Source organism: Paraburkholderia sp. EG286A, assembly GCF_040965375.1.
Lineage (GTDB): Bacteria > Pseudomonadota > Gammaproteobacteria > Burkholderiales > Burkholderiaceae > Paraburkholderia.
In genome coordinates this window covers 128,925-155,638 of sequence record NZ_JBFRCB010000013.1, presented here as the reverse complement: position 1 = coordinate 155,638, position 26,714 = coordinate 128,925, and the positions used below count along the sequence as shown (strand labels likewise).

General features: G+C 60.9%; 24 protein-coding genes, 4 tRNA genes and 1 rRNA gene. All 29 read left to right on the top strand.

The genetic code is table 11. The features are described 5' to 3' along the window. Positions 1-8 precede the first annotated feature (8 nt). The 29 genes from rrf to rplP all read left to right on the top strand — a co-directional run bounded on the left by rrf (position 9) and on the right by rplP (position 26,714). A 5S ribosomal RNA gene (gene rrf, locus AB4Y35_RS39015) occupies positions 9-122 on the top strand. A gap of 143 nt (positions 123-265) precedes the next feature. Beyond that, a tRNA-Tyr gene (locus AB4Y35_RS39010) sits at positions 266-351 on the top strand. A gap of 75 nt (positions 352-426) precedes the next feature. Beyond that, positions 427-500 (top strand) — tRNA-Gly (locus AB4Y35_RS39005). A 32-nt stretch (positions 501-532) separates the two neighbouring features. Next, positions 533-607, top strand: a tRNA-Thr gene (locus AB4Y35_RS39000). Positions 608-715: 108 nt separating this feature from the next. After that, complete coding sequence (gene tuf, locus AB4Y35_RS38995; RefSeq protein WP_028371383.1) at positions 716-1,906, top strand: elongation factor Tu; 1,191 nt, start codon at positions 716-718, stop codon at positions 1,904-1,906. A 71-nt stretch (positions 1,907-1,977) separates the two neighbouring features. After that, positions 1,978-2,053, top strand: a tRNA-Trp gene (locus AB4Y35_RS38990). A 37-nt stretch (positions 2,054-2,090) separates the two neighbouring features. After that, positions 2,091-2,471: a preprotein translocase subunit SecE gene (gene secE / locus AB4Y35_RS38985; protein ID WP_028208940.1), complete on the top strand. Its 381-nt coding sequence runs from the start codon at positions 2,091-2,093 to the stop codon at positions 2,469-2,471. A gap of 1 nt (position 2,472) precedes the next feature. Further along, complete coding sequence (gene nusG / locus AB4Y35_RS38980; protein ID WP_028208939.1) at positions 2,473-3,030, top strand: transcription termination/antitermination protein NusG; 558 nt, start codon at positions 2,473-2,475, stop codon at positions 3,028-3,030. A gap of 190 nt (positions 3,031-3,220) precedes the next feature. Next, on the top strand, positions 3,221-3,652 hold the full coding sequence (rplK, locus tag AB4Y35_RS38975) for a 50S ribosomal protein L11 (protein ID WP_368708577.1): 432 nt from the start codon (positions 3,221-3,223) through the stop codon (positions 3,650-3,652). After that, positions 3,653-4,348: a 50S ribosomal protein L1 gene (rplA, locus tag AB4Y35_RS38970; RefSeq protein ID WP_042272956.1), complete on the top strand. Its 696-nt coding sequence runs from the start codon at positions 3,653-3,655 to the stop codon at positions 4,346-4,348. 310 nt (positions 4,349-4,658) lie between these two features. Further along, positions 4,659-5,156, top strand: coding sequence for a 50S ribosomal protein L10 (gene rplJ, locus AB4Y35_RS38965; protein WP_368708576.1), 498 nt, complete (start codon positions 4,659-4,661; stop codon positions 5,154-5,156). Between the two features lie 78 nt (positions 5,157-5,234). Then, positions 5,235-5,609, top strand: coding sequence for a 50S ribosomal protein L7/L12 (rplL, locus tag AB4Y35_RS38960; RefSeq protein WP_027821097.1), 375 nt, complete (start codon positions 5,235-5,237; stop codon positions 5,607-5,609). A 376-nt stretch (positions 5,610-5,985) separates the two neighbouring features. After that, a complete protein-coding gene (gene rpoB, locus AB4Y35_RS38955; protein WP_069269333.1) occupies positions 5,986-10,092 on the top strand; it encodes a DNA-directed RNA polymerase subunit beta in 4,107 nt (1,368 codons plus the stop codon). A 21-nt stretch (positions 10,093-10,113) separates the two neighbouring features. Then, positions 10,114-14,367: a DNA-directed RNA polymerase subunit beta' gene (rpoC, locus tag AB4Y35_RS38950; RefSeq protein ID WP_368691422.1), complete on the top strand. Its 4,254-nt coding sequence runs from the start codon at positions 10,114-10,116 to the stop codon at positions 14,365-14,367. A 246-nt stretch (positions 14,368-14,613) separates the two neighbouring features. Then, positions 14,614-14,943 (top strand): hypothetical protein, encoded by a 330-nt coding sequence (locus tag AB4Y35_RS38945; RefSeq protein WP_368691423.1) that lies wholly within the window; start codon positions 14,614-14,616, stop codon positions 14,941-14,943. 161 nt (positions 14,944-15,104) lie between these two features. Next, positions 15,105-16,952 carry a DNA helicase RecQ gene (gene recQ, locus AB4Y35_RS38940; protein ID WP_368708575.1) on the top strand — a complete coding sequence of 616 codons (1,848 nt, stop codon included), beginning with the start codon at positions 15,105-15,107 and terminating at the stop codon, positions 16,950-16,952. A 268-nt stretch (positions 16,953-17,220) separates the two neighbouring features. Next, positions 17,221-17,601, top strand: a complete 381-nt coding sequence (gene rpsL / locus AB4Y35_RS38935; protein ID WP_027797953.1) for a 30S ribosomal protein S12 — start codon at positions 17,221-17,223, stop codon at positions 17,599-17,601. Between the two features lie 186 nt (positions 17,602-17,787). Further along, the gene (rpsG, locus tag AB4Y35_RS38930; protein ID WP_006053291.1) at positions 17,788-18,258 is read left to right on the top strand and encodes a 30S ribosomal protein S7; all 471 of its coding nucleotides are present in this window, start codon (positions 17,788-17,790) and stop codon (positions 18,256-18,258) included. A 148-nt stretch (positions 18,259-18,406) separates the two neighbouring features. Then, the gene (fusA, locus tag AB4Y35_RS38925) at positions 18,407-20,509 is read left to right on the top strand and encodes an elongation factor G (RefSeq protein ID WP_368691425.1); all 2,103 of its coding nucleotides are present in this window, start codon (positions 18,407-18,409) and stop codon (positions 20,507-20,509) included. Between the two features lie 95 nt (positions 20,510-20,604). Then, a complete protein-coding gene (gene tuf, locus AB4Y35_RS38920; RefSeq protein ID WP_028371383.1) occupies positions 20,605-21,795 on the top strand; it encodes an elongation factor Tu in 1,191 nt (396 codons plus the stop codon). Between the two features lie 137 nt (positions 21,796-21,932). Continuing rightward, positions 21,933-22,244, top strand: a complete 312-nt coding sequence (gene rpsJ, locus AB4Y35_RS38915) for a 30S ribosomal protein S10 (protein ID WP_017777154.1) — start codon at positions 21,933-21,935, stop codon at positions 22,242-22,244. Between the two features lie 199 nt (positions 22,245-22,443). Further along, positions 22,444-23,103: a 50S ribosomal protein L3 gene (rplC, locus tag AB4Y35_RS38910; RefSeq protein ID WP_028206511.1), complete on the top strand. Its 660-nt coding sequence runs from the start codon at positions 22,444-22,446 to the stop codon at positions 23,101-23,103. Beyond that, positions 23,103-23,723, top strand: coding sequence for a 50S ribosomal protein L4 (gene rplD, locus AB4Y35_RS38905; RefSeq protein WP_028213350.1), 621 nt, complete (start codon positions 23,103-23,105; stop codon positions 23,721-23,723). Before rplC ends, rplD begins: the two co-directional genes overlap by 1 nt. Further along, positions 23,720-24,034: a 50S ribosomal protein L23 gene (gene rplW, locus AB4Y35_RS38900; RefSeq protein ID WP_028206513.1), complete on the top strand. Its 315-nt coding sequence runs from the start codon at positions 23,720-23,722 to the stop codon at positions 24,032-24,034. The genes rplD and rplW overlap by 4 nt, the downstream gene beginning before the upstream one ends. Positions 24,035-24,036: 2 nt before the next feature. Further along, positions 24,037-24,864: a 50S ribosomal protein L2 gene (rplB, locus tag AB4Y35_RS38895; protein WP_069268211.1), complete on the top strand. Its 828-nt coding sequence runs from the start codon at positions 24,037-24,039 to the stop codon at positions 24,862-24,864. Between the two features lie 10 nt (positions 24,865-24,874). Beyond that, positions 24,875-25,150, top strand: coding sequence for a 30S ribosomal protein S19 (rpsS, locus tag AB4Y35_RS38890; protein WP_006998484.1), 276 nt, complete (start codon positions 24,875-24,877; stop codon positions 25,148-25,150). Between the two features lie 12 nt (positions 25,151-25,162). Continuing rightward, positions 25,163-25,492: a 50S ribosomal protein L22 gene (gene rplV, locus AB4Y35_RS38885; RefSeq protein ID WP_004199272.1), complete on the top strand. Its 330-nt coding sequence runs from the start codon at positions 25,163-25,165 to the stop codon at positions 25,490-25,492. A gap of 11 nt (positions 25,493-25,503) precedes the next feature. Further along, positions 25,504-26,295 (top strand): 30S ribosomal protein S3, encoded by a 792-nt coding sequence (rpsC, locus tag AB4Y35_RS38880; protein WP_027797287.1) that lies wholly within the window; start codon positions 25,504-25,506, stop codon positions 26,293-26,295. 2 nt (positions 26,296-26,297) lie between these two features. Beyond that, on the top strand, positions 26,298-26,714 hold the full coding sequence (gene rplP / locus AB4Y35_RS38875; RefSeq protein ID WP_042269753.1) for a 50S ribosomal protein L16: 417 nt from the start codon (positions 26,298-26,300) through the stop codon (positions 26,712-26,714).

Here is a 26,714-nt window from a genome sequence, read left to right as displayed (position 1 = left end):
CCGTCATGCCTGATGACCATAGCGAGCTGGTCCCACCCCTTCCCATCCCGAACAGGACCGTGAAACAGCTCCACGCCGATGATAGTGCGGATTGCCCGTGTGAAAGTAGGTAATCGTCAGGCTCCTCTACAAGCGAGACCCCGGCCCTAAAAAGCCGGGGTTTTTGCTTTTCCGCTCTCACTATAAGTGAGAGCGTTGTGGGATCGACGCCGAACAAAGTGCTTGACACGATTCGGATGTTCCCCCATAATCATCAGTTCTCTGCGGAGGGGTGCCCGAGTGGCTAAAGGGGGCAGACTGTAAATCTGTTGGCTTACGCCTACGTTGGTTCGAATCCAACCTCCTCCACCAGAATTCAGCTGTAGCAGTGACGGGCCGGTAAAGATTGCGCTAGCAGCTGCGCGATCGAAATGACCGGCGAACCTCGCGGGTGTAGCTCAATGGTAGAGCAGAAGCCTTCCAAGCTTACGACGAGGGTTCGATTCCCTTCACCCGCTCCAGCGAAGCATTAAAGCGGTTCAGAGCAGTTTTCGCCCATGTGGCTCAGTGGTAGAGCACTCCCTTGGTAAGGGAGAGGTCGGCAGTTCGATCCTGCCCATGGGCACCAGCCGGATCTAGCGGGCGTCTAAAGCCCCGCATCGAGCAGGCAGCAGCAAGCCAGTGATTGTTTGCGCGCCCCGCGCAACGTACGGAAAAATCCTCTTAGGAGTCGAAAATGGCCAAGGGTAAGTTTGAGCGGACCAAGCCGCACGTGAACGTGGGCACGATCGGTCACGTTGACCACGGCAAGACCACGCTGACGGCAGCGATCACGACGGTTCTGACCGCCAAGTTCGGCGGCGAAGCGAAGGCGTACGACCAGATCGACGCGGCGCCGGAAGAAAAGGCACGTGGTATTACCATCAACACCGCGCACGTCGAGTACGAAACGGCTAACCGCCACTACGCACACGTCGACTGCCCGGGCCACGCTGACTACGTGAAGAACATGATCACGGGCGCGGCACAGATGGACGGCGCCATCCTGGTGTGCTCGGCCGCTGACGGCCCGATGCCGCAAACGCGTGAGCACATCCTGCTCGCCCGTCAGGTCGGCGTGCCTTACATCATCGTGTTCCTGAACAAGTGCGACATGGTCGACGACGCCGAGCTGCTCGAGCTGGTCGAAATGGAAGTGCGCGAGCTCCTGTCGAAGTACGACTTCCCGGGCGACGACACGCCGATCATCAAGGGTTCGGCCAAGCTGGCGCTGGAAGGCGACAAGGGCGAACTGGGTGAAGTGGCGATCATGAACCTGGCCGACGCACTGGACACGTACATCCCGACGCCGGAGCGCGCAGTTGACGGCGCCTTCCTGATGCCGGTGGAAGACGTGTTCTCGATCTCGGGTCGCGGCACGGTGGTGACGGGTCGCGTTGAGCGCGGCATCGTCAAGGTCGGCGAGGAAATCGAAATCGTCGGTATCAAGCCGACGGTGAAGACGACCTGCACGGGCGTGGAAATGTTCCGCAAGCTGCTCGACCAGGGTCAGGCAGGCGACAACGTGGGTATCCTGCTGCGCGGCACGAAGCGTGAAGACGTGGAGCGTGGCCAGGTGCTGGCCAAGCCGGGTTCGATCACGCCGCACACGCACTTCACGGCTGAAGTGTACGTGCTGAGCAAGGACGAAGGCGGCCGTCACACGCCGTTCTTCAACAACTACCGTCCGCAGTTCTACTTCCGTACGACGGACGTGACGGGCTCGATCGAGCTGCCGAAGGACAAGGAAATGGTCATGCCGGGCGACAACGTGTCGATCACGGTGAAGCTGATCGCTCCGATCGCGATGGAAGAAGGTCTGCGCTTCGCAATCCGCGAAGGTGGCCGTACCGTCGGCGCCGGCGTGGTTGCAAAGATCATCGAGTAAGTTTTTTGCCAGTCTCGTTGATCGACTAAGTGGTTTCGGGGTTGGCGATGCCGCCAACCCCAAAATGGTTTAGGGGTATAGCTCAACTGGCAGAGCGTCGGTCTCCAAAACCGAAGGTTGGGGGTTCGATTCCCTCTGCCCCTGCCAACTTCTCGTGCTCAGGCGCGTTGTTCTTTAAGGTGTTATGGCGAATCCTTCCGTCGAAACTGTTAATACTTCCAGCGACAAGCTGATGCTTGCGGCGGGCGTATTGTTGGTTGTGGCCGGGTTCGTAGGGTTCTACTGGCTCGGTAGCCAGGAGTGGTATGTCCGCGGTGCAGCGCTCGCAGTGGGCGTGATCGCGGGGGTGGTAGTCGGTCTTCTCTCGGCGCCCGGCAAGAGCTTCATCGCGTTTGCCAAAGACTCGTACAAGGAAGTTCGCAAGGTCGTCTGGCCGACTCGCAAAGAGGCCACGCAAACGACCCTGGTGGTCTTCGGTTTTGTGCTGGCCATGGCCATCATTCTGTGGGTTTGCGACAAATCCATCGAGTGGGTGATTTTCTCGGCGATTCTGGGTTGGAAATGATATGAGCGATACACCGGCATCCCCGAGCGGAAAACGTTGGTATGTGGTGCACGCCTACTCCGGCATGGAGAAGAGCGTGCAACGTGCGCTTCAGGAGCGCATCGAACGTGCTGGCATGCAGGACAAGTTTGGCCAGATCCTCGTGCCGACTGAAGAAGTGGTCGAGGTGAAGGGTGGTCACAAATCGGTGACCGAACGTCGTTTCTTCCCGGGCTACGTCCTGGTCGAGATGGAAATGACGGACGAAACGTGGCACCTCGTGAAGAACACGGCAAAGGTGACCGGTTTCGTCGGCGGGGCGCGTAATCGCCCGAGCCCGATTTCGCCGCGCGAAGTCGAAAAGATCATGTCGCAGATGCAGGAAGGCGTTGAGAAGCCGCGCCCCAAGACCCTGTTCGAAGTCGGCGAGATGGTCCGCGTGAAGGAAGGTCCGTTCACGGACTTCAACGGCAGCGTCGAAGAAGTCAACTACGAAAAGTCGCGCGTCCGGGTCTCCGTCACCATTTTCGGTCGCGCCACACCGGTCGAACTCGAATTCGGCCAGGTCGAAAAGCTGTAAATCGAATACTACGGATCGCGCCTCGGGTGCGATCCGTTTTTCCGCGCTTACGGTCCGCGTTATGGCCGTAGAGGAGCGCCAGTAGTCCAGTCGGCTGTAGATGTCGCCAAAGCAGTTGGCACAGCGAAGATTGTGGCGAACGCGCGCTACCACTCACCAGAACGCTCACGCGTTCCAAAGAGGTTTCAACATGGCAAAGAAAATCATCGGCTTTATCAAGCTGCAGATTCCTGCAGGTAAAGCCAACCCGTCGCCGCCGGTCGGTCCGGCACTGGGTCAGCGCGGCCTGAACATCATGGAGTTCTGCAAGGCGTTCAACGCGCAGACTCAAGCGATGGAACCGGGTCTGCCGACGCCGGTCGTGATCACGGCATTCGCGGACAAGAGCTTCACGTTCATCCTGAAGACGCCGCCGGCCACGATTCTGATCAAGAAGGCAGCGAAGGTCGACAAGGGTTCGGCCAAGCCGCATACGGACAAGGTCGCTACGATCACCCGCGCGCAAGCCGAGGAAATCGCCAAGACCAAGATGCCGGACCTCACGGCAGCCGATATGGATGCAGCGGTACGCACGATCGCTGGTAGCGCCCGCTCGATGGGCATCGTCGTGGAGGGCGTGTAAATGGCTAAGGTTTCGAAGCGTCAAAAGGCACTGGCTGCCAAGATCGACCGCCAAAAACAGTACCCGATCGGCGACGCACTGTCGCTCGTGAAGGAATGCGCCACGGCGAAGTTCGACGAGTCGATCGACGTCGCAGTGCAGCTCGGCATCGATGCGAAGAAGTCGGACCAGGTCGTTCGCGGCTCGGTCGTTCTGCCCGCAGGTACCGGCAAGTCGGTCCGCGTCGCAGTGTTCGCGCAAGGTGAAAAGGCTGAACAAGCCAAGGCAGCAGGCGCAGAGATCGTCGGTATGGAAGACCTCGCCGAGCAGATCAAGGGCGGCAACCTGAACTTCGACATCGTGATCGCTTCGCCGGACACGATGCGCGTCGTCGGTACGCTCGGTCAGATCCTCGGCCCGCGCGGCCTCATGCCGAACCCGAAGGTCGGCACCGTGACGCCGGACGTGGCGACCGCGGTCAAGAACGCGAAGGCGGGTCAGGTGCAATTCCGTGTCGACAAGGCCGGTATCATCCACGCCACCATCGGCCGTGCATCGTTCGAGCCGACCGCGCTGCGCAGCAACCTGGACGCGCTCCTCGACGCGCTGACCAAGGCGAAGCCGGCAACGAGCAAGGGCGTGTACCTGCGCAAGATCGCTGTCTCGAGCACGATGGGCGTTGGCGTTCGCGTCGACCAGACGTCGCTCGCAGCGTAATAGTTTCGCCGCGTTGAAGCTCGAAAGGGCTGCAGCGCGGATTTAAAGGGCTTTGGGCGGTTGTGCAGCGGCGGTAAGCGCGGTGCAACCGGTTGTCAAAGACCGTTGGCGGAAGTGCAGCAGTTGGGTGCTTCCTTAATGCAAAGCCAACGCAGATGGCGAACCCGAAAAGGTTTTGAAGTGCTGATGTGAGCGGATGCAGGCGGTAACGCCTGACGATGCAAACTGATTTACTCCGGACTGGTCGGTCGCCGTTGTTGAACGCGGCACATGTAGCGAAAGCAAAGTGTGTCGAATCTGGAGGTTAACCGTGCCACTGAACAAAGAAGGTAAGCAGGCCGTCGTGGCTGAAGTCTCCGCGCAAGTCGCGAAGGCTCAGACCATGGTGCTGGCCGAGTATCGTGGAATCGCGGTTGGCGATCTGACCAAGCTGCGCGCGAAAGCGCGTGAGCAGCAGGTGTACCTCCGCGTGTTGAAAAACACGCTGGCGCGTCGCGCTGTCGAAGGTACCCCGTTTGCTCCGCTGGCAGAGCAGATGACTGGCCCCCTGATCTACGGCATCTCGGAAGATGCAATTGCTGCTGCGAAGGTCGTCAATGACTTCGCGAAGGGCAATGACAAGTTGATCATCAAGGCTGGTTCCTACGAAGGCAAGGTGATGGACGTGGCAGGCGTGCAAGCGCTGGCCAACATCCCGAGCCGCGAAGAACTGCTCTCGAAGCTGCTGTTCGTTATGCAAGCTCCTGTTTCCGGCTTCGCGCGTGCTCTGGCCGCGCTGGCGGAGAAGAAGCAAGCAGAAGCTGCCTGATTTCAGGCAGACGAACGAGCAAGAGCGAGCGAGAAAGATCGCTAGCTGTTTCCGAATTCAAATCTGGAGTAATTTCAAATGGCAATCGCAAAAGAAGACATCCTCGAAGCCGTTGGCTCGATGTCGGTTCTTGAACTGAACGAACTGGTCAAGGCGTTCGAAGAGAAGTTTGGCGTGTCGGCAGCTGCTGTGGCAGTCGCTGGCCCGGCAGGCGGCGGCGCTGCTGCTGCTGCTGAAGAGCAGACCGAATTCACGGTCAACCTGCTCGAAGCCGGCGCAAACAAGGTTTCGGTCATTAAGGCCGTTCGTGAACTGACGGGTCTCGGCCTGAAGGAAGCGAAGGACCTGGTCGACGGCGCACCGAAGCCCGTGAAGGAAGCGGTGCCCAAGGCTGCTGCTGAAGAAGCGAAGAAGAAGCTGGAAGAAGCCGGCGCGAAGGCTGAAATCAAGTAAGTTTCAGCGCGCTGTGCGAAGGCTGGCGGTTTTTACACCGCCGGCCTTTTTGTGCTTTGTGGATTCTGCGTTTTTGTGTTCGATTTTTTAGAAGTCGGAGGCGGGATGCGGGATCCAGAAGCCAAAGAAAAACGTCTTTCGCCGGGTGAGTGCCTCAAGGGCATGATCTGTGCGCACGACGCTTCTCTTTGTCTTCTGAAGCGACTGCAGAAGGCAAGTTTGGTCGGGCAGCGGGCACGTTATGACAAGCCGAAATCCGTTGCCGTCAGCCAGCGGTTGGTAGAGGCCAACCACCAAGCTTCCAGGGCTCGCGAAGCCATCGGGTCTCAGTCGGTGAACACTCGGGTCGTCCTACCCGCCGTGATTCGGAGATCGTATGCACTATTCCTTCACCGAGAAGAAGCGTATTCGCAAGAGTTTCGCGAAACGCCCCATCGTTCACCAGGTTCCTTTCCTGCTGGCTACCCAGCTTGAATCATTCAGCACATTCCTGCAAGCAGAAACGGCGACCGCACAACGCAAACCGGAAGGTCTGCAGGCAGCGTTTTCGTCCGTTTTTCCTATTGTTTCCCATAACGGCTTTGCTCGTCTAGAGTTCGTCAGCTACATGCTGTCGTCGCCGGCATTCAACATCAAGGAATGCCAGCAACGCGGTTTGACGTACTGCTCGGCGCTGCGCGCCAAGGTCCGTCTCGTCCTGCTCGACAAGGAATCGCCGAGCAAGCCGGTCGTCAAGGAAGTGAAGGAGCAGGAAGTGTACATGGGCGAAATTCCGCTCATGACGCCGACCGGTTCGTTCGTCATCAACGGCACCGAGCGTGTCATCGTCTCGCAGCTGCATCGCTCGCCTGGCGTGTTCTTCGAACACGACAAGGGCAAGACGCACAGCTCGGGCAAGCTGCTCTTCTCGGCCCGTATCATTCCTTACCGCGGTTCGTGGCTCGACTTCGAGTTCGACCCGAAGGACGTGCTGTACTTCCGCGTCGACCGTCGCCGCAAGATGCCGGTCACGATCTTGCTGAAGGCCATCGGCCTCACGCCGGAACAGATCCTCGCGAACTTCTTCGTGTTCGACAACTTCACGCTGATGCCGGAAGGCGCGCAGATGGAGTTCGTACCGGAGCGTCTGCGCGGTGAAGTCGCGCGCTTCGACATCAGCGATCGCGAAGGCAAGGTCATTGTCCAGAAGGACAAGCGCATCAACGCGAAGCACATTCGCGACCTCGAAAGCGCGAAGACGACGTACATTTCGGTCCCCGAAGATTATCTGCTCGGCCGCGTTCTCGCGAAGAACGTCGTCGACGGCGACACGGGCGAAGTGATCGCGAACGCGAACGACGAGATCACCGAAAGCGTGCTCGAGAAGCTGCGCGAAGCGAAGATCAAGGACATCCAGACGCTCTACACGAACGATCTGGACCAGGGTCCGTACATCTCGTCGACGCTGCGTATCGACGAAACCGCCGACAAGATGGCCGCGCGCATCGCGATCTACCGCATGATGCGTCCGGGCGAGCCGCCGACCGAAGAAGCGGTCGAGGCGCTGTTCAACCGCCTGTTCTACAGCGAAGAAGCGTACGACCTCTCGAAGGTGGGTCGTATGAAGTTCAACCGCCGCGTGGGCCGTGACGAAATCGTCGGCCCGATGACGCTGCAGGACGACGACATCCTCGCGACCATCAAGATCCTCGTCGAGCTGCGTAACGGCAAGGGCGAAGTGGACGACATCGACCACCTCGGCAACCGTCGCGTGCGTTGCGTGGGCGAACTCGCGGAAAACCAGTTCCGCGCGGGTCTCGTGCGCGTTGAGCGTGCAGTCAAGGAACGCCTCGGCCAGGCCGAAAGCGAAAACCTGATGCCGCACGACCTGATCAACTCGAAGCCGATTTCGTCGGCGATTCGCGAGTTCTTCGGTTCGTCGCAGCTGTCGCAGTTCATGGACCAGACCAACCCGCTCTCGGAAATCACGCACAAGCGTCGTGTTTCCGCACTGGGCCCGGGCGGTCTGACGCGTGAGCGCGCAGGCTTCGAAGTCCGCGACGTGCACCCGACCCACTACGGCCGCGTGTGTCCGATTGAGACGCCGGAAGGTCCGAACATCGGTCTGATCAACTCGCTCGCACTGTACGCGCACCTGAACGAATACGGCTTCCTCGAAACGCCGTATCGCAAGGTGGCAGACGGCAAGGTGACCGACCAGATCGACTACCTGTCGGCGATCGAAGAAGGCCGTTACGTGATCGCTCAGGCGAACGCGGCGGTGGCTGAAGACGGCACGCTGACCGACGAACTGGTTTCGTCGCGTGAAGCGGGCGAAACGCTGATGGTCACGCCGGACCGCATCCAGTACATGGACGTGGCGCCGTCGCAGATCGTCTCGGTTGCAGCCTCGCTGATTCCGTTCCTCGAGCACGACGACGCGAACCGTGCACTGATGGGCTCGAACATGCAGCGTCAGGCCGTGCCTTGCCTGCGTCCGGAAAAACCGGTCGTCGGTACGGGTATCGAGCGCACCGTTGCGGTCGACTCGGGTACGACGGTTCAGGCGCTGCGTGGCGGCGTGGTCGACTACGTCGACGCCGGCCGTATCGTGATTCGTGTGAACGACGACGAAGCGGTTGCTGGTGAAGTGGGTGTGGATATCTACAACCTCATCAAGTACACGCGTTCGAACCAGAACACGAACATCAACCAGCGTCCGATCGTGAAGATGGGCGACAAGGTTGCGCGCGGCGACGTGCTGGCTGACGGCGCATCGACCGATCTGGGCGAGCTCGCGCTCGGCCAGAACATGCTGATCGCGTTCATGCCGTGGAACGGCTACAACTTCGAAGACTCGATCCTGATCTCGGAGAAGGTGGTTGCGGACGACCGTTACACGTCGATCCACATCGAAGAACTGAATGTCGTTGCACGCGACACGAAGCTCGGACCGGAAGAAATCACGCGCGACATTTCGAATCTCGCGGAAGTGCAGCTTGGCCGTCTCGACGAGTCGGGCATCGTGTACATCGGCGCGGAAGTCGAAGCGGGCGACGTGCTCGTGGGCAAGGTCACGCCGAAGGGCGAAACCCAGCTCACGCCGGAAGAAAAGCTGCTGCGCGCGATCTTCGGCGAGAAGGCTTCGGACGTGAAGGATACGTCGCTGCGCGTGCCCTCGGGCATGAGCGGCACGGTCATCGACGTGCAGGTGTTCACGCGTGAAGGCATCCAGCGCGACAAGCGTGCTCAACAGATCATCGACGATGAACTGAAGCGCTATCGCCTCGACCTGAACGACCAGCTGCGCATCGTGGAAGGCGACGCGTTCCAGCGTCTCGCCCGCATGCTCGAAGGCAAGGTCGCGAACGGCGGTCCGAAGAAGCTCGCGAAGGGCACGAAGATCGAGCGCGCGTACCTCGAAGATCTGGATCACTACCACTGGTTCGACATCCGCCTCGCGGACGAAGAAGCAGCGGCGCAGCTCGAAGCGATCAAGAACTCGATCGAAGAGAAGCGTCACCAGTTCGATCTGGCCTTCGAAGAAAAGCGCAAGAAGCTCACGCAAGGCGACGAACTGCCGCCGGGCGTGCTGAAGATGGTCAAGGTGTACCTCGCGGTGAAGCGCCGTCTGCAGCCTGGCGACAAGATGGCAGGCCGTCACGGTAACAAGGGTGTGGTGTCGAAGATCGTTCCGATCGAAGACATGCCGTACATGGCCGATGGCCGTCCGGCAGACGTCGTGCTGAACCCGCTCGGCGTGCCGTCACGGATGAACGTGGGTCAGGTTCTCGAAGTGCACCTCGGTTGGGCCGCGAAGGGTCTGGGCTGGCGTATCGGCGAAATGCTTGCGCGTCAGACGAAGGTTGCGGAACTGCGTGAATTCCTCACGAAGATCTACAACGAATCGGGCCACAAGGAAGACCTCGACAGCTTCAGCGACGACGAGATCCTCGAACTCGCGAAGAACCTGCGCGAAGGCGTGCCGTTCGCAACGCCGGTGTTCGACGGTGCGACCGAAGAGGAAATGGGCAAGATGCTCGATCTGGCATTCCCGGACGACGTCGCCCAGAACCTCGGCATGACGCCGTCGAAGAACCAGGTGCGTCTGTACGACGGCCGCACGGGCGAGATGTTCGAACGTACGGTCACCGTGGGCTACATGCACTACCTGAAGCTGCACCACCTTGTCGACGACAAGATGCACGCGCGTTCGACGGGTCCGTACTCGCTCGTCACGCAGCAGCCGCTGGGTGGTAAGGCGCAATTCGGTGGTCAGCGCTTCGGTGAAATGGAAGTGTGGGCGCTCGAAGCGTATGGCGCTTCGTATGTGCTGCAGGAAATGTTGACGGTGAAGTCCGATGACGTGACGGGCCGGACGAAGGTGTACGAGAACCTCGTCAAGGGCGACCACGTGATCGACGCGGGCATGCCGGAATCCTTCAATGTGCTGGTGAAGGAAATCCGCTCGCTCGGCATCGACATCGACCTCGACCGCAACTAATCGGACTACGGAGAGAAGGCAATGAAAGCTCTGCTCGATCTATTCAAGCAAGTCCAACAAGAAGAAGTTTTTGACGCGATCAAGATCGGTCTGGCCTCGCCGGACAAGATCCGCTCGTGGTCGTTCGGCGAAGTGAAGAAGCCGGAGACCATCAACTACCGTACCTTCAAGCCGGAACGGGATGGTCTGTTCTGCGCGAAGATCTTCGGGCCGATCAAGGACTACGAGTGCCTGTGCGGCAAGTACAAGCGCCTGAAGCACCGTGGCGTGATCTGCGAGAAGTGCGGCGTTGAAGTCACGCTCGCCAAGGTGCGTCGCGAACGCATGGGCCACATCGAGCTGGCCTCGCCGGTCGCGCACATCTGGTTCCTGAAGTCGCTGCCGTCGCGTCTGGGCATGGTGCTCGACATGACGCTGCGCGACATCGAGCGCGTGCTGTACTTCGAAGCCTATGTGGTGATCGAACCGGGCATGACGCCGCTGAAGGCGCGGCAGATCATGACCGAAGAGGATTACTACAACAAGGTCGAAGAGTACGGTGACGAATTCCGTGCCGAAATGGGCGCGGAAGGCGTGCGCGAACTGCTGCGCGCGATCAACATCGACGAACAGGTCGAGACGCTGCGCACCGAGCTGAAGAACACCGGCTCGGAAGCGAAGATCAAGAAGTACGCGAAGCGCCTGAAGGTGCTCGAGGCCTTCCAGCGTTCGGGCATCAAGCCCGAATGGATGGTGCTCGAAGTGCTGCCGGTGCTGCCGCCCGAACTGCGTCCGCTGGTGCCGCTGGACGGTGGCCGTTTCGCGACTTCGGACCTGAACGATCTGTATCGCCGCGTCATCAACCGTAACAACCGTCTGAAGCGTCTGCTCGAGCTCAAGGCGCCGGAGATCATCGTCCGCAACGAAAAGCGGATGCTCCAGGAAGCCGTGGACTCGCTGCTCGACAACGGTCGTCGCGGCAAGGCGATGACGGGCGCGAACAAGCGTCCGCTGAAGTCGCTCGCCGACATGATCAAGGGTAAGGGCGGCCGCTTCCGTCAGAACCTGCTGGGCAAGCGCGTGGACTACTCGGGCCGTTCGGTCATCGTGGTGGGTCCGACGCTCAAGCTGCACCAGTGCGGTCTGCCGAAGCTGATGGCGCTCGAACTGTTCAAGCCGTTCATCTTCAACAAGCTGGAAACGATGGGCGTTGCCACGACCATCAAGGCTGCGAAGAAGGAAGTCGAGAACCAGACGCCGGTGGTGTGGGACATCCTCGAAGAGGTGATCCGCGAGCACCCGGTCATGCTCAACCGTGCGCCGACGCTGCACCGTCTTGGCATCCAGGCTTTCGAGCCGGTGCTGATCGAAGGTAAGGCAATCCAGCTGCACCCGCTCGTTTGCGCGGCGTTCAACGCCGACTTCGACGGTGACCAGATGGCCGTTCACGTTCCGCTGTCGCTCGAAGCGCAGATGGAAGCGCGTACGCTCATGCTCGCGTCGAACAACGTCCTGTTCCCGGCCAACGGCGATCCGTCGATCGTGCCGTCGCAGGATATCGTGCTGGGCCTGTACTACGCCACGCGTGAAGCGATCAACGGCAAGGGCGAAGGCATGACGTTCACGGGCGTGTCGGAAGTGCTGCGCGCGTACGAGAACAAGGAAGTCGAGCTGGCCTCGCGCGTGAACGTGCGTATTACCGAAATGGTCCACAACGAGGACAAGTCGGAAGGCGCACCGGCATTCGTGCCGAAGATCTCGCTGTACGCGACCACGGTCGGCCGTTCGATCCTGTCGGAAATCCTGCCGCCGGGTCTGCCGTTCTCGGTGCTGAACAAGCCGCTGAAGAAGAAGGAAATTTCGCGCTTGATCAACACGGCATTCCGCAAGTGCGGTCTGCGCGAAACGGTGATCTTCGCTGACCAGCTGATGCAGTCGGGCTTCCGCCTGGCAACGCGCGCCGGTATTTCGATCTGCGTGGACGACATGCTCGTGCCGCCGCAGAAGGAAACCATCGTCGGCGAAGCCGCGAAGAAGGTGAAGGAGTACGACCGTCAGTACATGTCGGGTCTCGTCACCGCGCAGGAACGCTACAACAACGTGGTCGACATCTGGTCGAACACGTCGGAAGCGGTCGGCAAGGCGATGATGGAGCAGCTCGCGACGGAACCGGTGATCGACCGCGACGGCAAGGAAACGCGTCAGGAATCGTTCAACTCGATCTACATGATGGCCGACTCGGGCGCGCGGGGTTCCGCAACCCAGATTCGCCAGCTGGCGGGTATGCGCGGCCTGATGGCGAAGCCGGACGGCTCGATTATCGAAACGCCGATTACCGCGAACTTCCGCGAAGGTCTGAACGTGTTGCAGTACTTCATCTCGACCCACGGTGCACGTAAGGGTCTGGCTGATACGGCACTGAAGACCGCGAACTCGGGTTACCTGACGCGTCGTCTCGTCGACGTCACGCAGGATCTCGTGGTCGTCGAGGAAGATTGCGGCACGTCGAACGGCGTGGCGATGAAGGCCCTCGTGGAAGGCGGTGAAGTCGTCGAAGCGCTGCGCGACCGTATTCTCGGCCGCGTAGCAGTGGCGGACGTCGTCAATCCGGAAACTCAGGAAACGATCTACGCTTCGGGCGACCTGCTCGACGAAGACGCGGTCGAAACGATCGAAAGCCTCGGCATCGACGAAGTGCGCGTGCGCACGCCGCTGACCTGCGAAACGCGTTACGGTCTGTGCGCATCGTGCTATGGCCGCGACCTCGGCCGTGGCTCGCGCGTGAACGTCGGCGAAGCCGTCGGCGTGATCGCGGCACAGTCGATCGGCGAACCGGGCACGCAGCTCACGATGCGTACGTTCCACATCGGTGGTGCGGCGTCGCGTGCGGCAGTGGCCTCGTCGGTGGAAGCCAAGTCGAACGGTACCGTGCGCTTCACGGCGACGATGCGTTACGTCACGAATGCGAAGGGCGAGCAAGTCGTCATCTCGCGTTCGGGCGAAGCCATCATCGCCGACGATCACGGCCGCGAGCGCGAGCGTCACAAGGTGCCGTACGGCGCGACGCTGCTGCAGCTCGATGGCGCAGCGATCAAGGCCGGTACGCAGCTCGCAACGTGGGATCCGCTCACGCGTCCGATCATCACCGAGTACGGTGGTACGGTGAAGTTCGAGAACGTCGAGGAAGGCGTGACCGTGGCCAAGCAGATCGACGACGTCACGGGTCTGTCGACCCTCGTCGTGATCGACGTGAAGCGCCGCGGTTCGCAGGCGGCGAAGAGCGTGCGTCCGCAGGTCAAGCTGCTCGACGCGAACGGCGACGAAGTGAAGATCCCGGGCACGGAGCATTCGGTGCAGATCGGCTTCCAGGTCGGCGCACTGATCACCGTGAAGGACGGTCAGCAGGTGCAGGTCGGTGAAGTGCTCGCACGTATCCCGACCGAAGCCCAGAAGACGCGTGACATTACCGGTGGTCTGCCGCGTGTGGCGGAACTGTTCGAAGCACGTTCGCCGAAGGACGCAGGTATCCTGGCGGAAGTCACGGGTACGACGTCGTTCGGTAAGGACACGAAGGGCAAGCAGCGTCTCGTTATCACGGACCTCGAAGGCAATCAGCACGAGTTCCTGATCGCGAAGGAAAAGCAGGTGCTGGTCCACGACGGTCAGGTCGTCAACAAGGGCGAAATGATCGTGGACGGCCCGGCCGATCCGCACGACATCCTGCGTCTGCAGGGTATCGAAGCGCTGTCGCGTTACATCGTGGACGAAGTGCAGGACGTGTACCGTCTGCAGGGCGTGAAGATCAACGACAAGCACATCGAAGTGATCGTGCGTCAGATGCTGCGTCGTGTGCAGATCACCGACAACGGTGATACGCGCTTCATCCCGGGCGAGCAGGTCGAGCGTTCGGACATGCTGGACGAAAACGACAAGATGAACGCCGAGGACAAGCGCCCGGCAACGTACGAGAACGTGCTGCTGGGTATCACGAAGGCATCGCTCTCGACCGATTCGTTCATCTCGGCGGCATCGTTCCAGGAAACGACCCGCGTGCTGACCGAAGCGGCGATCATGGGCAAGCGCGACGATCTGCGTGGCCTGAAGGAAAACGTGATTGTCGGTCGTCTGATTCCGGCTGGTACGGGTCTCGCCTTCCACAAGGCGCGCCGTGCGAAGGAATCGTCGGATCGCGAGCGTTTCGACCAGATCGCAGCGGAAGAAGCGTTCGAGTTCGGTACGCCGGAAACCCCGGCCGCCGAGCCGCAGCCGCAACAGCCGCATACGACGGACGAGTAAGCGCGGGGCGGCGCAAGCCTCCTTTCGCTGCGGGCTCACATGCCCTCGCAAAAGCCGCCTGGTTTCACCGGGCGGCTTTTTTATTGGCGCTCGCGTTTCTTGCTTACGCCTGCGGCCTCGTGCCGCAGTGCCGGCCCGCTCGCTGCGCACATCGGTGAGGCGTGCTAACGTAGCGCGCCAAGTCCGCCTGTGTGGGTCTTTTCGTACGACACTGGCGGCGTTTATCTGAATCTGGAGGCGGTAATCATGTGGGTGGTCGGGGTCGGTCTCATCCTGAATCTGGTGGCGTGTGTCGCCAGCTTTTCGCAGCTGCTGCATCACGTCAGCAATCAGTCCGCGGCGAACTTCTTCGCGACCTTCCTTGTGATGTGGGCCTTCCTGATCATCGGTTTCATCATGCTGCTGGCGGGCAGGGTCAAGGGCGGCGCTGCGCTGCTGACGATCGGCTCGCTGATGTTCGTCGGCGCCAACGTCGTGCTCTTCGGGGCCAGCGCATTCACGATCGCAGCGGCCATCGTGGCCGTCGTGACGATCGTCGGCGCGTTTCGGATCGTGCGCCGACGCCTCGCTGCCTGACGAACCCGCTTCACCCTGGTGGTTCGCGTTCGCGATCTGCGCGCGCGACTTCCGCGGTTTCTCCTGGCCGAATGGCCAATCTTCACGGTAGCGGCGGTTAAGGCGCGTCCGGGTTGGTAAAATCCTGCCCACCGCCTCAGCTCCGCACGCTCACCGCTTTCATGTCCCGTTCCCTCGAAATCCTCAACGAAGTCTTCGGCTATCCCGCGTTTAGAGGGCAGCAAGCCGAAATCGTCGAGCACGTTGCAGGGGGCGGCGATTCGCTGGTGCTCATGCCGACTGGCGGCGGCAAATCGCTCTGCTACCAGATTCCCGCGCTCGTGCGGCACGAAGCCGGGCTTGGTGCCGGCATCGTCGTGTCGCCGCTCATCGCGCTCATGCAGGACCAGGTGGCCGCGCTCACGGAAGTGGGCGTGCGCGCCGCCTATCTCAACTCGACGCTGAGCGGCGCCGAAGCGGCGGCGACCGAGCGGGCGCTGCGCGAAGGCGATCTCGACCTGCTCTACGTCGCGCCCGAGCGCCTCATGACGTCGCGCTTTCTCGACCTGCTCGAGCGCACTCGCATCGGCCTCTTCGCCATCGACGAAGCACACTGCGTCTCGCAATGGGGCCACGACTTCCGGCCGGAATATATCCAGCTCTCGGTGCTGCACGAGCGCTTTCCGAACGTGCCGCGCATCGCGCTCACGGCAACCGCCGACGCCATCACACGCGACGAGATTGCGCACCGTCTCGCGCTCGACGACGCCCGTGTGTTCGTCTCGAGCTTCGACCGGCCGAACATCCGCTACCGCATCGTCGAGAAGGACAACGCGCGTTCTCAGTTGCTCGACTTCATCCGCGCGGAGCACATGCGCGCCGACGGCACTTCGGATGCTGGCGTCGTCTACTGCCTCTCGCGCCGCAAGGTCGAAGAAACGGCCGAGTGGTTGAAGGGGCAGGGGTTGCGCGCGCTGCCGTACCACGCCGGCATGGAATTCGAGGTGCGCCAGAAGCACCAGGAGATGTTCCAGCGCGAGGAGGGCGTGGTGATGTGCGCCACCATCGCGTTCGGCATGGGCATCGACAAGCCAGACGTGCGGTTCGTCGCACATCTGGATTTGCCCAAGAGCGTGGAAGGCTACTACCAGGAAACCGGCCGGGCGGGGCGCGACGGGCTGGCGGCCAACGCGTGGATGGCCTACGGTCTCGGCGACGTGGTGCAGCAGCGCAAGATGATCGACGAGTCCGAGGCCGACGAGCAGCACAAGCGCGTGCAGACGGGCAAGCTCGACGCGCTGCTGGGCCTGTGCGAAGCGGCCACGTGCCGGCGCGTGCGCCTGCTCGCGTACTTTGGCGAAGAGAGCAGGCCGTGCGGCAACTGCGATACCTGCCTCGAGCCGCCCGCCACGTGGGACGCCACGCGTGAGGCGCAAATGGCGCTCTCGTGCGTGTTCCGCGCGCAGCGCGCGAGCGGCTTCAATTTCGGTGCCGGCCATCTGATCGATATCCTGCGCGGCAACCGCAACGAAAAGATCCTGCAGCGCGGGCACGAAAAAATCTCGACCTTCGGCATCGGCTCCGCGCTTTCGGAGCCGGAATGGCGCGCAATCTTCCGGCAACTGGTGGCGTTCGGGTATCTCACCGTCGACCATGACGGCTACGGCTCGCTCGTGCTCACCGAGGCGAGCAAGGCGGTCCTCAAGGGCGAGCAGAATGTCACGATGCGCCGCTACGTGAAGCCCACGCGTACGCGTACGTCGTCGAGCCGCACGAGCGAGCGCGCCGATCCGACCCTTGGCATGAGCCCGCGTCAGCGCTCGCGCTGGGAGCGCCTGCGCCTGTGGCGCACCGAGACTGCGAAGAGCGAGGGCGTGCCGGCCTACGTCATCTTCCACGACGCCACGCTGGCGGAAATCGCGCGCAACGGCCCGGAGTCGGTGGACGAGCTGCGCGACATCCCGGGCATCGGGGCGCGCAAGCTCGAGCGCTTTGGCGAAGAGCTCGTCGAGGTCGTCGGCGACGAATAGCGCGCGGCGTTTTCCCGCCGGGTATTCCGGACGCCGCCGGATTGTCACGGCGCTGTCACTTCCTCTGTCGTCCGAAATGTCGCAAGCCATTGACTCGCTTGGTCTTTTCGGAATATCATGCTGGGTTCCGGTCTTTGGGATGTCTGTGCTCGTCAATTGATTTGACGAAAACTAACGTCAAATAACCAGTTCCGGAGTTCGATACGTATGGTTTTCCGCTTTGCCCGGAAATAAATGCGTCGATTTTGTTCAATTTCAGGAATAAACAATGCCAACCATCAATCAACTGGTTCGCAAAGGCCGCGCTTCGGAAGCTACGAAGAGCAAGTCGCCGGCCCTGCAGGACTGCCCGCAGCGTCGCGGCGTGTGCACCCGTGTGTACACGACGACGCCGAAGAAGCCGAACTCGGCACTCCGTAAGGTCGCCAAGGTGCGCCTGACGAACGGCTTCGAAGTCATTTCGTACATCGGTGGTGAAGGCCACAACCTGCAGGAACACTCGGTCGTGCTGATCCGCGGCGGCCGTGTGAAGGACTTGCCGGGTGTGCGTTACCACATGGTTCGTGGCTCGCTGGATACCCAGGGCGTCAAGGATCGTAAGCAGGCTCGTTCGAAGTACGGCGCGAAGCGCGCGAAGGCTGCGAAGTAAGAGTCAAGCGTCGTCTGCGCTTTCGAGTGCCGGCGATAAAAGCGACAGGTGCCGGATTGGCCGGTGCTGTCGAGTAAGTGGTCACCCGACCAGGCTGGTAAGTCGTAATGGATGAATCGGGTTAGTTGGTGGCCGCGGAGCGTAGGGTTCAATCCACGCTTCAACTGAAAAGTTAAAGGAAGAAACATGCCGCGTCGTCGCGAAGTCCCCAAGCGGGAAGTGTTGCCGGATCCGAAGTTCGGCAACGTTGATGTAGCCAAGTTCATGAACGTGCTGATGCTCTCCGGCAAGAAGTCGGTTGCCGAGCGTATCGTGTACGGCGCTTTCGAACAGATCCAGACCAAGGGTGGCAAGGACCCGCTGGAAGTGTTCACTGTCGCGCTCAACAACGTGAAGCCGGTGGTGGAAGTGAAGAGCCGCCGCGTTGGTGGTGCGAACTATCAGGTTCCGGTCGAAGTGCGCCCCTCGCGTCGTATGGCATTGGCGATGCGTTGGCTGCGTGAAGCCGCGAAGAAGCGCAGCGAGAAGTCGATGGCCCTGCGTCTGGCAGGTGAACTCTCCGAAGCGGCCGAAGGCCGTGGCGGCGCGATGAAGAAGCGCGACGAAGTTCACCGGATGGCAGAAGCGAACAAGGCGTTCTCGCACTTCCGCTTCTAAGAGAAAGCCCTTACCGGGGCTTGCTCAAAAAACGGAAAAAATTCCGGGCGGGTGCGCTTATCGAGCGCCTCGCCCGTTTGTGTTCAGGCGCGTTGGGATCAACCCGGTCGGGATCGATCCGGCGCGCACCTCCCGATAGAGGATCAAAGTGGCACGCAAGACTCCTATCGAGCGCTACCGCAACATCGGTATTAGCGCTCACATCGACGCCGGCAAGACGACGACGACCGAGCGCATTCTGTTTTACACCGGCGTGAACCACAAGATTGGTGAAGTTCACGACGGCGCCGCGACCATGGACTGGATGGAGCAGGAACAGGAGCGTGGTATCACGATCACGTCCGCTGCTACGACCGCGTTCTGGAAGGGCATGGGCGGCAACTACCCCGAGCACCGCATCAACATCATCGACACCCCGGGCCACGTCGACTTCACGATTGAAGTCGAGCGCTCGATGCGCGTGCTCGACGGCGCGTGCATGGTCTACTGCGCCGTGGGCGGCGTGCAGCCGCAGTCGGAAACGGTGTGGCGTCAGGCGAACAAGTACAAGGTTCCCCGTCTCGCGTTCGTCAACAAGATGGACCGTACCGGCGCGAACTTCTTCAAGGTCTATGACCAGCTGAAGAACCGCCTGAAGGCGAACCCGGTTCCGGTCGTGGTGCCGATCGGCGCGGAAGAAAACTTCAAGGGCGTCGTCGACCTCCTGAAGATGAAGGCGATCATTTGGGACGAGGCCTCGCAAGGCACGAAGTTCGACTACGTCGACATCCCGGCTGAACTCGTTGACACGTGCAACGAGTGGCGCGAAAAGATGATCGAGTCGGCTGCTGAAGCCAGCGAAGAGCTGATGGAAAAGTACCTCGGCGGCGAAGAGCTGTCCGAAGCGGAAATCGTCAAGGCGATCCGCGACCGGACCATCGCTTGCGAAATCCAGCCGATGCTGTGCGGCACCGCGTTCAAGAACAAGGGCGTGCAGCGTATGCTCGACGCCGTGATCGACTTCCTGCCGTCGCCGGTGGACATTCCCCCGGTCACGGGCGAACTCGAAAACGGCGAGAAGGCAGAGCGCCGCGCATCCGACGACGAGAAGTTCTCGGCACTCGCGTTCAAGATCATGACCGACCCGTTCGTCGGCCAGCTGATCTTCTTCCGCGCGTACTCGGGCGTCGTCAACTCGGGTGACACCGTGCTGAACTCGACCAAGGGCAAGAAGGAACGCCTCGGCCGTATTCTGCAGATGCACGCGAACAACCGTGAAGAAATCAAGGAAGTTCGTGCAGGCGACATCGCCGCAGCCGTTGGCCTGAAGGAAGCAACCACGGGCGACACGCTGTGCGACCCGCAAAACCCGATCATCCTGGAACGCATGGTGTTCCCGGAGCCGGTGATTTCGCAGGCCGTCGAGCCGAAGACCAAGGCTGACCAGGAAAAGATGGGCCTTGCCCTGAACCGCCTGGCGCAGGAAGACCCGTCGTTCCGCGTCCAGACGGACGAGGAATCGGGCCAGACCATCATTTCGGGCATGGGCGAGCTCCACCTCGAAATTCTGGTCGACCGCATGAAGCGCGAATTCAACGTGGAAGCGACCGTCGGCAAGCCGCAGGTTGCATACCGCGAAACGATCCGCGCCACGGCGAAGGACGTCGAAGGCAAGTTCGTCAAGCAGTCGGGCGGTCGCGGCCAGTTCGGTCACGCTGTCATCACGCTTGAGCCGAACGAGCAGGGCAAGGGCTACGAGTTCCTGGATGAGATCAAGGGCGGTGTGATTCCGCGCGAATTCATCCCGGCGGTGGACAAGGGTATCCAGGAAACGCTGAAGGCTGGCGTGCTGGCGGGCTTCCCGGTCGTCGACGTGAAGGTTCACCTGACGTTCGGTTCGTACCACGATGTTGACTCGAACGAAAATGCGTTCCGCATGGCTGGTTCGATGGCGTTCAAGGAAGCAATGCGCAAGGCGCAGCCGGTCATCCTCGAACCGATGATGGCTGTGGAAGTCGAAACGCCGGAAGACTACATGGGCAACGTGATGGGCGACCTGTCGGGCCGTCGCGGTATCGTCCAGGGCATGGAAGACATGGTTGGCGGCGGCAAGATCGTTCGCGCTGAAGTGCCGCTGTCGGAAATGTTCGGCTACTCGACGTCGCTGCGCTCGCTGACGCAAGGTCGTGCAACGTACACGATGGAATTCAAGCACTACGCAGAAGCACCGCGTAACGTGGCCGACGCGATCATCAGCGCGAAGGCGAAGTAAGCATCGGCGCTCATTTGAGCACGCAGCGGGCCCGGCATGGGCTGGGCCCGCGTAGCACAGTCACCGATTCATCACTTTTTTGAAAGAAGAGAAACATGGCAAAAGGTAAATTCGAACGGACCAAGCCGCACGTGAACGTGGGCACGATCGGTCACGTTGACCACGGCAAGACCACGCTGACGGCAGCGATCACGACGGTTCTGACCGCCAAGTTCGGCGGCGAAGCGAAGGCGTACGACCAGATCGACGCGGCGCCGGAAGAAAAGGCACGTGGTATTACCATCAACACCGCGCACGTCGAGTACGAAACGGCTAACCGCCACTACGCACACGTCGACTGCCCGGGCCACGCTGACTACGTGAAGAACATGATCACGGGCGCGGCACAGATGGACGGCGCCATCCTGGTGTGCTCGGCCGCTGACGGCCCGATGCCGCAAACGCGTGAGCACATCCTGCTCGCCCGTCAGGTCGGCGTGCCTTACATCATCGTGTTCCTGAACAAGTGCGACATGGTCGACGACGCCGAGCTGCTCGAGCTGGTCGAAATGGAAGTGCGCGAGCTCCTGTCGAAGTACGACTTCCCGGGCGACGACACGCCGATCATCAAGGGTTCGGCCAAGCTGGCGCTGGAAGGCGACAAGGGCGAACTGGGTGAAGTGGCGATCATGAACCTGGCCGACGCACTGGACACGTACATCCCGACGCCGGAGCGCGCAGTTGACGGCGCCTTCCTGATGCCGGTGGAAGACGTGTTCTCGATCTCGGGTCGCGGCACGGTGGTGACGGGTCGCGTTGAGCGCGGCATCGTCAAGGTCGGCGAGGAAATCGAAATCGTCGGTATCAAGCCGACGGTGAAGACGACCTGCACGGGCGTGGAAATGTTCCGCAAGCTGCTCGACCAGGGTCAGGCAGGCGACAACGTGGGTATCCTGCTGCGCGGCACGAAGCGTGAAGACGTGGAGCGTGGCCAGGTGCTGGCCAAGCCGGGTTCGATCACGCCGCACACGCACTTCACGGCTGAAGTGTACGTGCTGAGCAAGGACGAAGGCGGCCGTCACACGCCGTTCTTCAACAACTACCGTCCGCAGTTCTACTTCCGTACGACGGACGTGACGGGCTCGATCGAGCTGCCGAAGGACAAGGAAATGGTCATGCCGGGCGACAACGTGTCGATCACGGTGAAGCTGATCGCTCCGATCGCGATGGAAGAAGGTCTGCGCTTCGCAATCCGCGAAGGTGGCCGTACCGTCGGCGCCGGCGTGGTTGCAAAGATCATCGAGTAAATCGAGTAGAATACTCGGCTCGCTGTAGAAGTTGATGTACCCAGGGACCACCTCGCGGCGCCTTGCCGCAGGGTGGTCCTGCGCTCTTTATATCGTCTGGCGGCGCAAGTCCGCCTCGCTCTTTTCAAGGAATCATCATGCAGAACCAAAAAATCCGTATCCGTCTGAAGGCTTTCGACTACCGTCTGATCGACCAGTCGGCTGCTGAAATCGTCGATACGGCGAAGCGCACGGGCGCCATCGTCCGCGGTCCGGTGCCGCTGCCGACGCGTATCCAGCGTTTCGACATCCTGCGTTCGCCGCACGTCAACAAGACGTCGCGCGATCAGCTCGAAATCCGCACGCACCTGCGCCTGATGGACATCGTCGACCCGACGGACAAGACCGTTGACGCGCTGATGAAGCTGGACCTCCCGGCTGGCGTGGACGTCGAAATCAAGCTGCAGTAAGAGTCTCCAGCGCCGCCAGAATCTTCGGGTGGCGCTAAGTCTTTGATTGCTTGCGGAAATCGAGAAAGGACGTTATACTTGACGTCTTTTCGCGCGTTTGCGCAAAAAATCGGTGTGTCCCTTCGAGCCTTTACCTCGTAAACGCGCCGGTACTTTGTAAATTAGCCCCGACCAATCGCAGTCGGGAATGGAGAAAACGATGAGCCTTGGACTCGTAGGTCGCAAGGTTGGCATGACCCGTATCTTCACGGCCGAAGGGGATTCGATTCCCGTGACCGTGCTGGACGTGTCCGACAACCGCGTGACGCAGATCAAGACTGTAGAAACCGACGGCTACACGGCCGTGCAGGTTACTTTCGGTACGCGCCGTGCATCGCGCGTGACGAAGCCGCTCGCAGGTCATCTCGCCAAAGCTGGCGTTCAAGCCGGTGAAATCCTCAAGGAATTCCAGATCGACGCCGCTAAGGCCGCCGAACTGTCCGCTGGCGCCGTGATCGGTGTGGAACTCTTCGAAGAAGGCCAGAAGATCGACGTGCAAGGCACCTCGATCGGTAAGGGCTACGCCGGTACCATCAAGCGTTACAACTTCGCTTCGGGTCGTGCTTCGCACGGTAACTCGCGCTCGCACAATGTGCCGGGCTCGATCGGTATGGCGCAGGATCCGGGTCGCGTGTTCCCGGGCAAGCGCATGACCGGTCACATGGGTGACGAAACCGTGACGGTGCAAAACCTCGAAATCGCCCGTATCGACGCAGAGCGCAAGCTGCTGCTGGTCAAGGGTGCCGTGCCGGGTGCAAAGGGCGGCAAGGTTTTCGTGACGCCCGCCGTCAAGGCGCGCGCCAAGAAAGGAGCGCAATAATGGAACTCAAGCTCCTGAACGCTAATGGTCAGGAAGGCGCAGCGGTTAACGCGTCGGACGTCGTGTTCGGCCGTGACTACAACGAAGCGCTGATCCACCAGATCGTTGTCGCCTACCAGGCGAACGCGCGCAGCGGTAACCGCGCGCAGAAGGACCGCGAACAGGTCAAGCACACCACCAAGAAGCCGTGGCGTCAGAAGGGTACGGGCCGCGCTCGTGCCGGTATGTCGTCGAGCCCGCTGTGGCGCGGCGGTGGTCGCATCTTCCCGAATTCGCCGGAAGAAAACTTCTCGCACAAGGTCAACAAGAAGATGCATCGCGCAGGCCTCTGCTCGATCTTCTCGCAGCTGGCCCGAGAAGGCCGCATCTCGGTCGTGGAAGAGCTCTCGCTCGAAGCGCCGAAGACGAAGCTGCTGGCCGAAAAGTTCAAGGCCATGGGTCTCGAATCCGTGCTGGTCATCACCGACACGGTCGACGAGAACCTGTATCTCGCGTCGCGCAACCTGCCCCACGTGGCAGTCGTTGAGCCGCGTTTTGCCGACCCGCTCTCGCTGATCTACTTCAAGAAGATCCTGATCACGAAGGCAGCGGTCGCCCAGATCGAGGAGTTGCTGTCATGAGCGAGATTCGCAAGAACGATCATCGTTTGATGCAGGTCCTGCTCGCACCGGTGATCTCCGAAAAGGCGACGCTGGTTGCGGAGAAGAACGAGCAAGTCGTCTTCGAAGTCGCGCCGGACGCGAACAAGCAGGAAGTCAAGGCTGCTGTCGAGCTGCTGTTCAAGGTGGAAGTCGAGTCCGTCAACGTGCTGGTCCAGAAGGGCAAAGCCAAGCGCTTTGGCCGCTTCAACGGCAAGCGCAAGGACGTGAAGAAGGCGTATGTCTGCCTGAAGCCCGGCCAGGAAATCAACTTTGAAGCGGAGGCCAAGTAATCATGGCAATCGTGAAAGTTAAGCCGACCTCGCCGGGTCGCCGCGCGATGGTCAAGATCGTCAACAAGGACCTCCATAAGGGCGCACCGTTCGCGGCGCTGCTCGAAAAGAAGTCCTCGACGGCTGGCCGTAACAACAACGGTCGCATCACGACGCGTCACCAGGGTGGCGGTCACAAGCAGCACTACCGTGTGATCGATTTCCGTCGTACGAAGGATGGCATCCCCGCGAAGGTGGAGCGTCTCGAGTATGACCCGAACCGTAGCGCGAACATTGCGCTGGTTCTTTACGCAGACGGCGAGCGCCGCTACATCATCGCGCCGAAGGGCGTGACGGTTGGCACGCAGCTGATGTCGGGTTCGGAAGCGCCGATCCGTGCAGGCAACACGCTGCCGATCCGCAACATTCCGGTCGGTACGACGATCCACTGCATCGAAATGCTGCCGGGCAAGGGCGCGCAAATGGCGCGTTCGGCTGGCACGTCGGCAATGCTGCTGGCACGCGAAGGCGTCTACGCGCAGGTTCGTCTGCGTTCGGGCGAAATCCGCCGCGTGCACGTTGAATGCCGCGCAACGATCGGTGAAGTCGGCAACGAAGAGCACAGCCTCCGTCAAATCGGTAAGGCTGGCGCGAACCGCTGGCGCGGTATCCGCCCGACGGTCCGTGGCGTTGCAATGAACCCGGTCGACCACCCGCACGGTGGTGGCGAAGGCAAGACTGCGGCTGGTCGCGACCCGGTGAGCCCGTGGGGCACGCCGACGAAGGGCTATCGCACCCGCAGCAACAAGCGCACGACGAGCATGATCGTCCAGCGCCGTCACAAGCGTTAAGGAGTAGGCAATGGCACGTTCTATTAAGAAAGGTCCGTTCTGCGACGCCCATTTGCTGAAGAAGGTTGAGGCGGCTGCAGCATCGCGTGACAAGAAACCGATCAAGACCTGGTCGCGTCGCTCGACGATCCTGCCGGATTTCATCGGCCTGACGATCGCCGTGCACAACGGCCGTCAACACGTTCCCGTGTATGTCACGGAAAACATGGTCGGCCACAAGCTTGGCGAGTTCGCACTGACCCGTACGTTCAAGGGTCACGCGGCCGACAAGAAGGCCAAGAAATAAGGGGCAATCAAGATGGAAGTGAAGGCAATTCATCGCGGTGCCCGCATCTCGGCGCAGAAGACGCGCCTTGTGGCTGACCAGATCCGCGGTCTGCCGGTCGACAAGGCACTGAACGTTCTGACGTTCTCGCCGAAGAAAGCGGCTGGCATCGTGAAAAAGGTTGTGCTCTCGGCGATCGCAAACGCGGAACACAACGAAGGTGCTGATATCGACGAGCTCAAGATCAAGAGCATCTACGTCGACAAGGCAGCTTCGCTGAAGCGTTTCACCGCGCGCGCCAAGGGCCGCGGCAACCGCATCGAGAAGCAATCCTGTCACATCACTGTGACGGTCGGGAATTAAGGAGCCATACGATGGGACAGAAAATTCATCCGACTGGCTTCCGTTTGGCCGTCAGCCGCAATTGGGCTTCGCGTTGGTACGCGAACAACAACAATTTCGCGGCGATGTTGAAGGAAGACATCGGTGTTCGTGAATACCTGAAGAAGAAGCTGAAGAACGCTTCGGTGGGCCGTGTTGTGATCGAGCGTCCGGCAAAGAACGCTCGCATCACGATTTACAGCTCGCGCCCGGGTGTGGTGATCGGCAAGAAGGGCGAGGACATCGAACTCCTCAAGGCCGAACTCCAGAAGCGCATGGGCGTTCCGGTTCACGTGAACATCGAAGAAATCCGCAAGCCGGAAACCGATGCTCAACTGATCGCCGATTCGATCACGCAGCAGCTCGAGCGCCGCATCATGTTCCGTCGCGCAATGAAGCGCGCGATGCAGAACGCAATGCGTCTGGGTGCCCAGGGCATCAAGATCATGAGCGCCGGCCGTCTGAACGGTATCGAAATCGCACGTACCGAGTGGTACCGCGAAGGTCGAGTGCCGCTTCACACGCTGCGTGCCGACATCGACTACGCAACCTCGGAAGCGAAGACGACGTACGGCATCATCGGCGTGAAGGTTTGGGTCTACAAGGGCGACACGCTCGGCCGCAACGACGCACCGGTGGTGGAAGAAGTCGCCGAAGAAAAGCGTCCGCGCCGCAATGCGCGTCCGGGCGATCGTCGTCCGCGCCGTGATGGCGAAGGCGCACCGGGTGCCCGTCGTGGCGCACCGCGCCGTGGCGCCGGCGGTGACGGCAAGAGTGGAGAATAACGATGCTGCAACCGAAACGCAGGAAGTATCGCAAAGAGCAGAAGGGTCGTAACACCGGTATCGCAACGCGCGGCAACGCCGTTTCGTTCGGTGAATATGGTCTGAAGGCTATCGGTCGTGGTCGCCTGACCGCGCGTCAGATTGAAGCAGCGCGTCGTGCAATGACGCGTCACATCAAGCGTGGCGGCCGCATCTGGATCCGTATCTTCCCGGACAAGCCGATCTCGCAAAAGCCGGCGGAAGTGCGTATGGGTAACGGTAAGGGTAACCCTGAGTACTACGTCGCCGAGATTCAGCCGGGCAAGATGCTGTATGAAATGGATGGTGTGTCCGAAGAACTGGCCCGTGAAGCCTTCCGTCTGGCTGCAGCCAAGCTGCCGCTGAAGACGGTCTTCATGGTTCGCCAGCTCGGCGCCTAA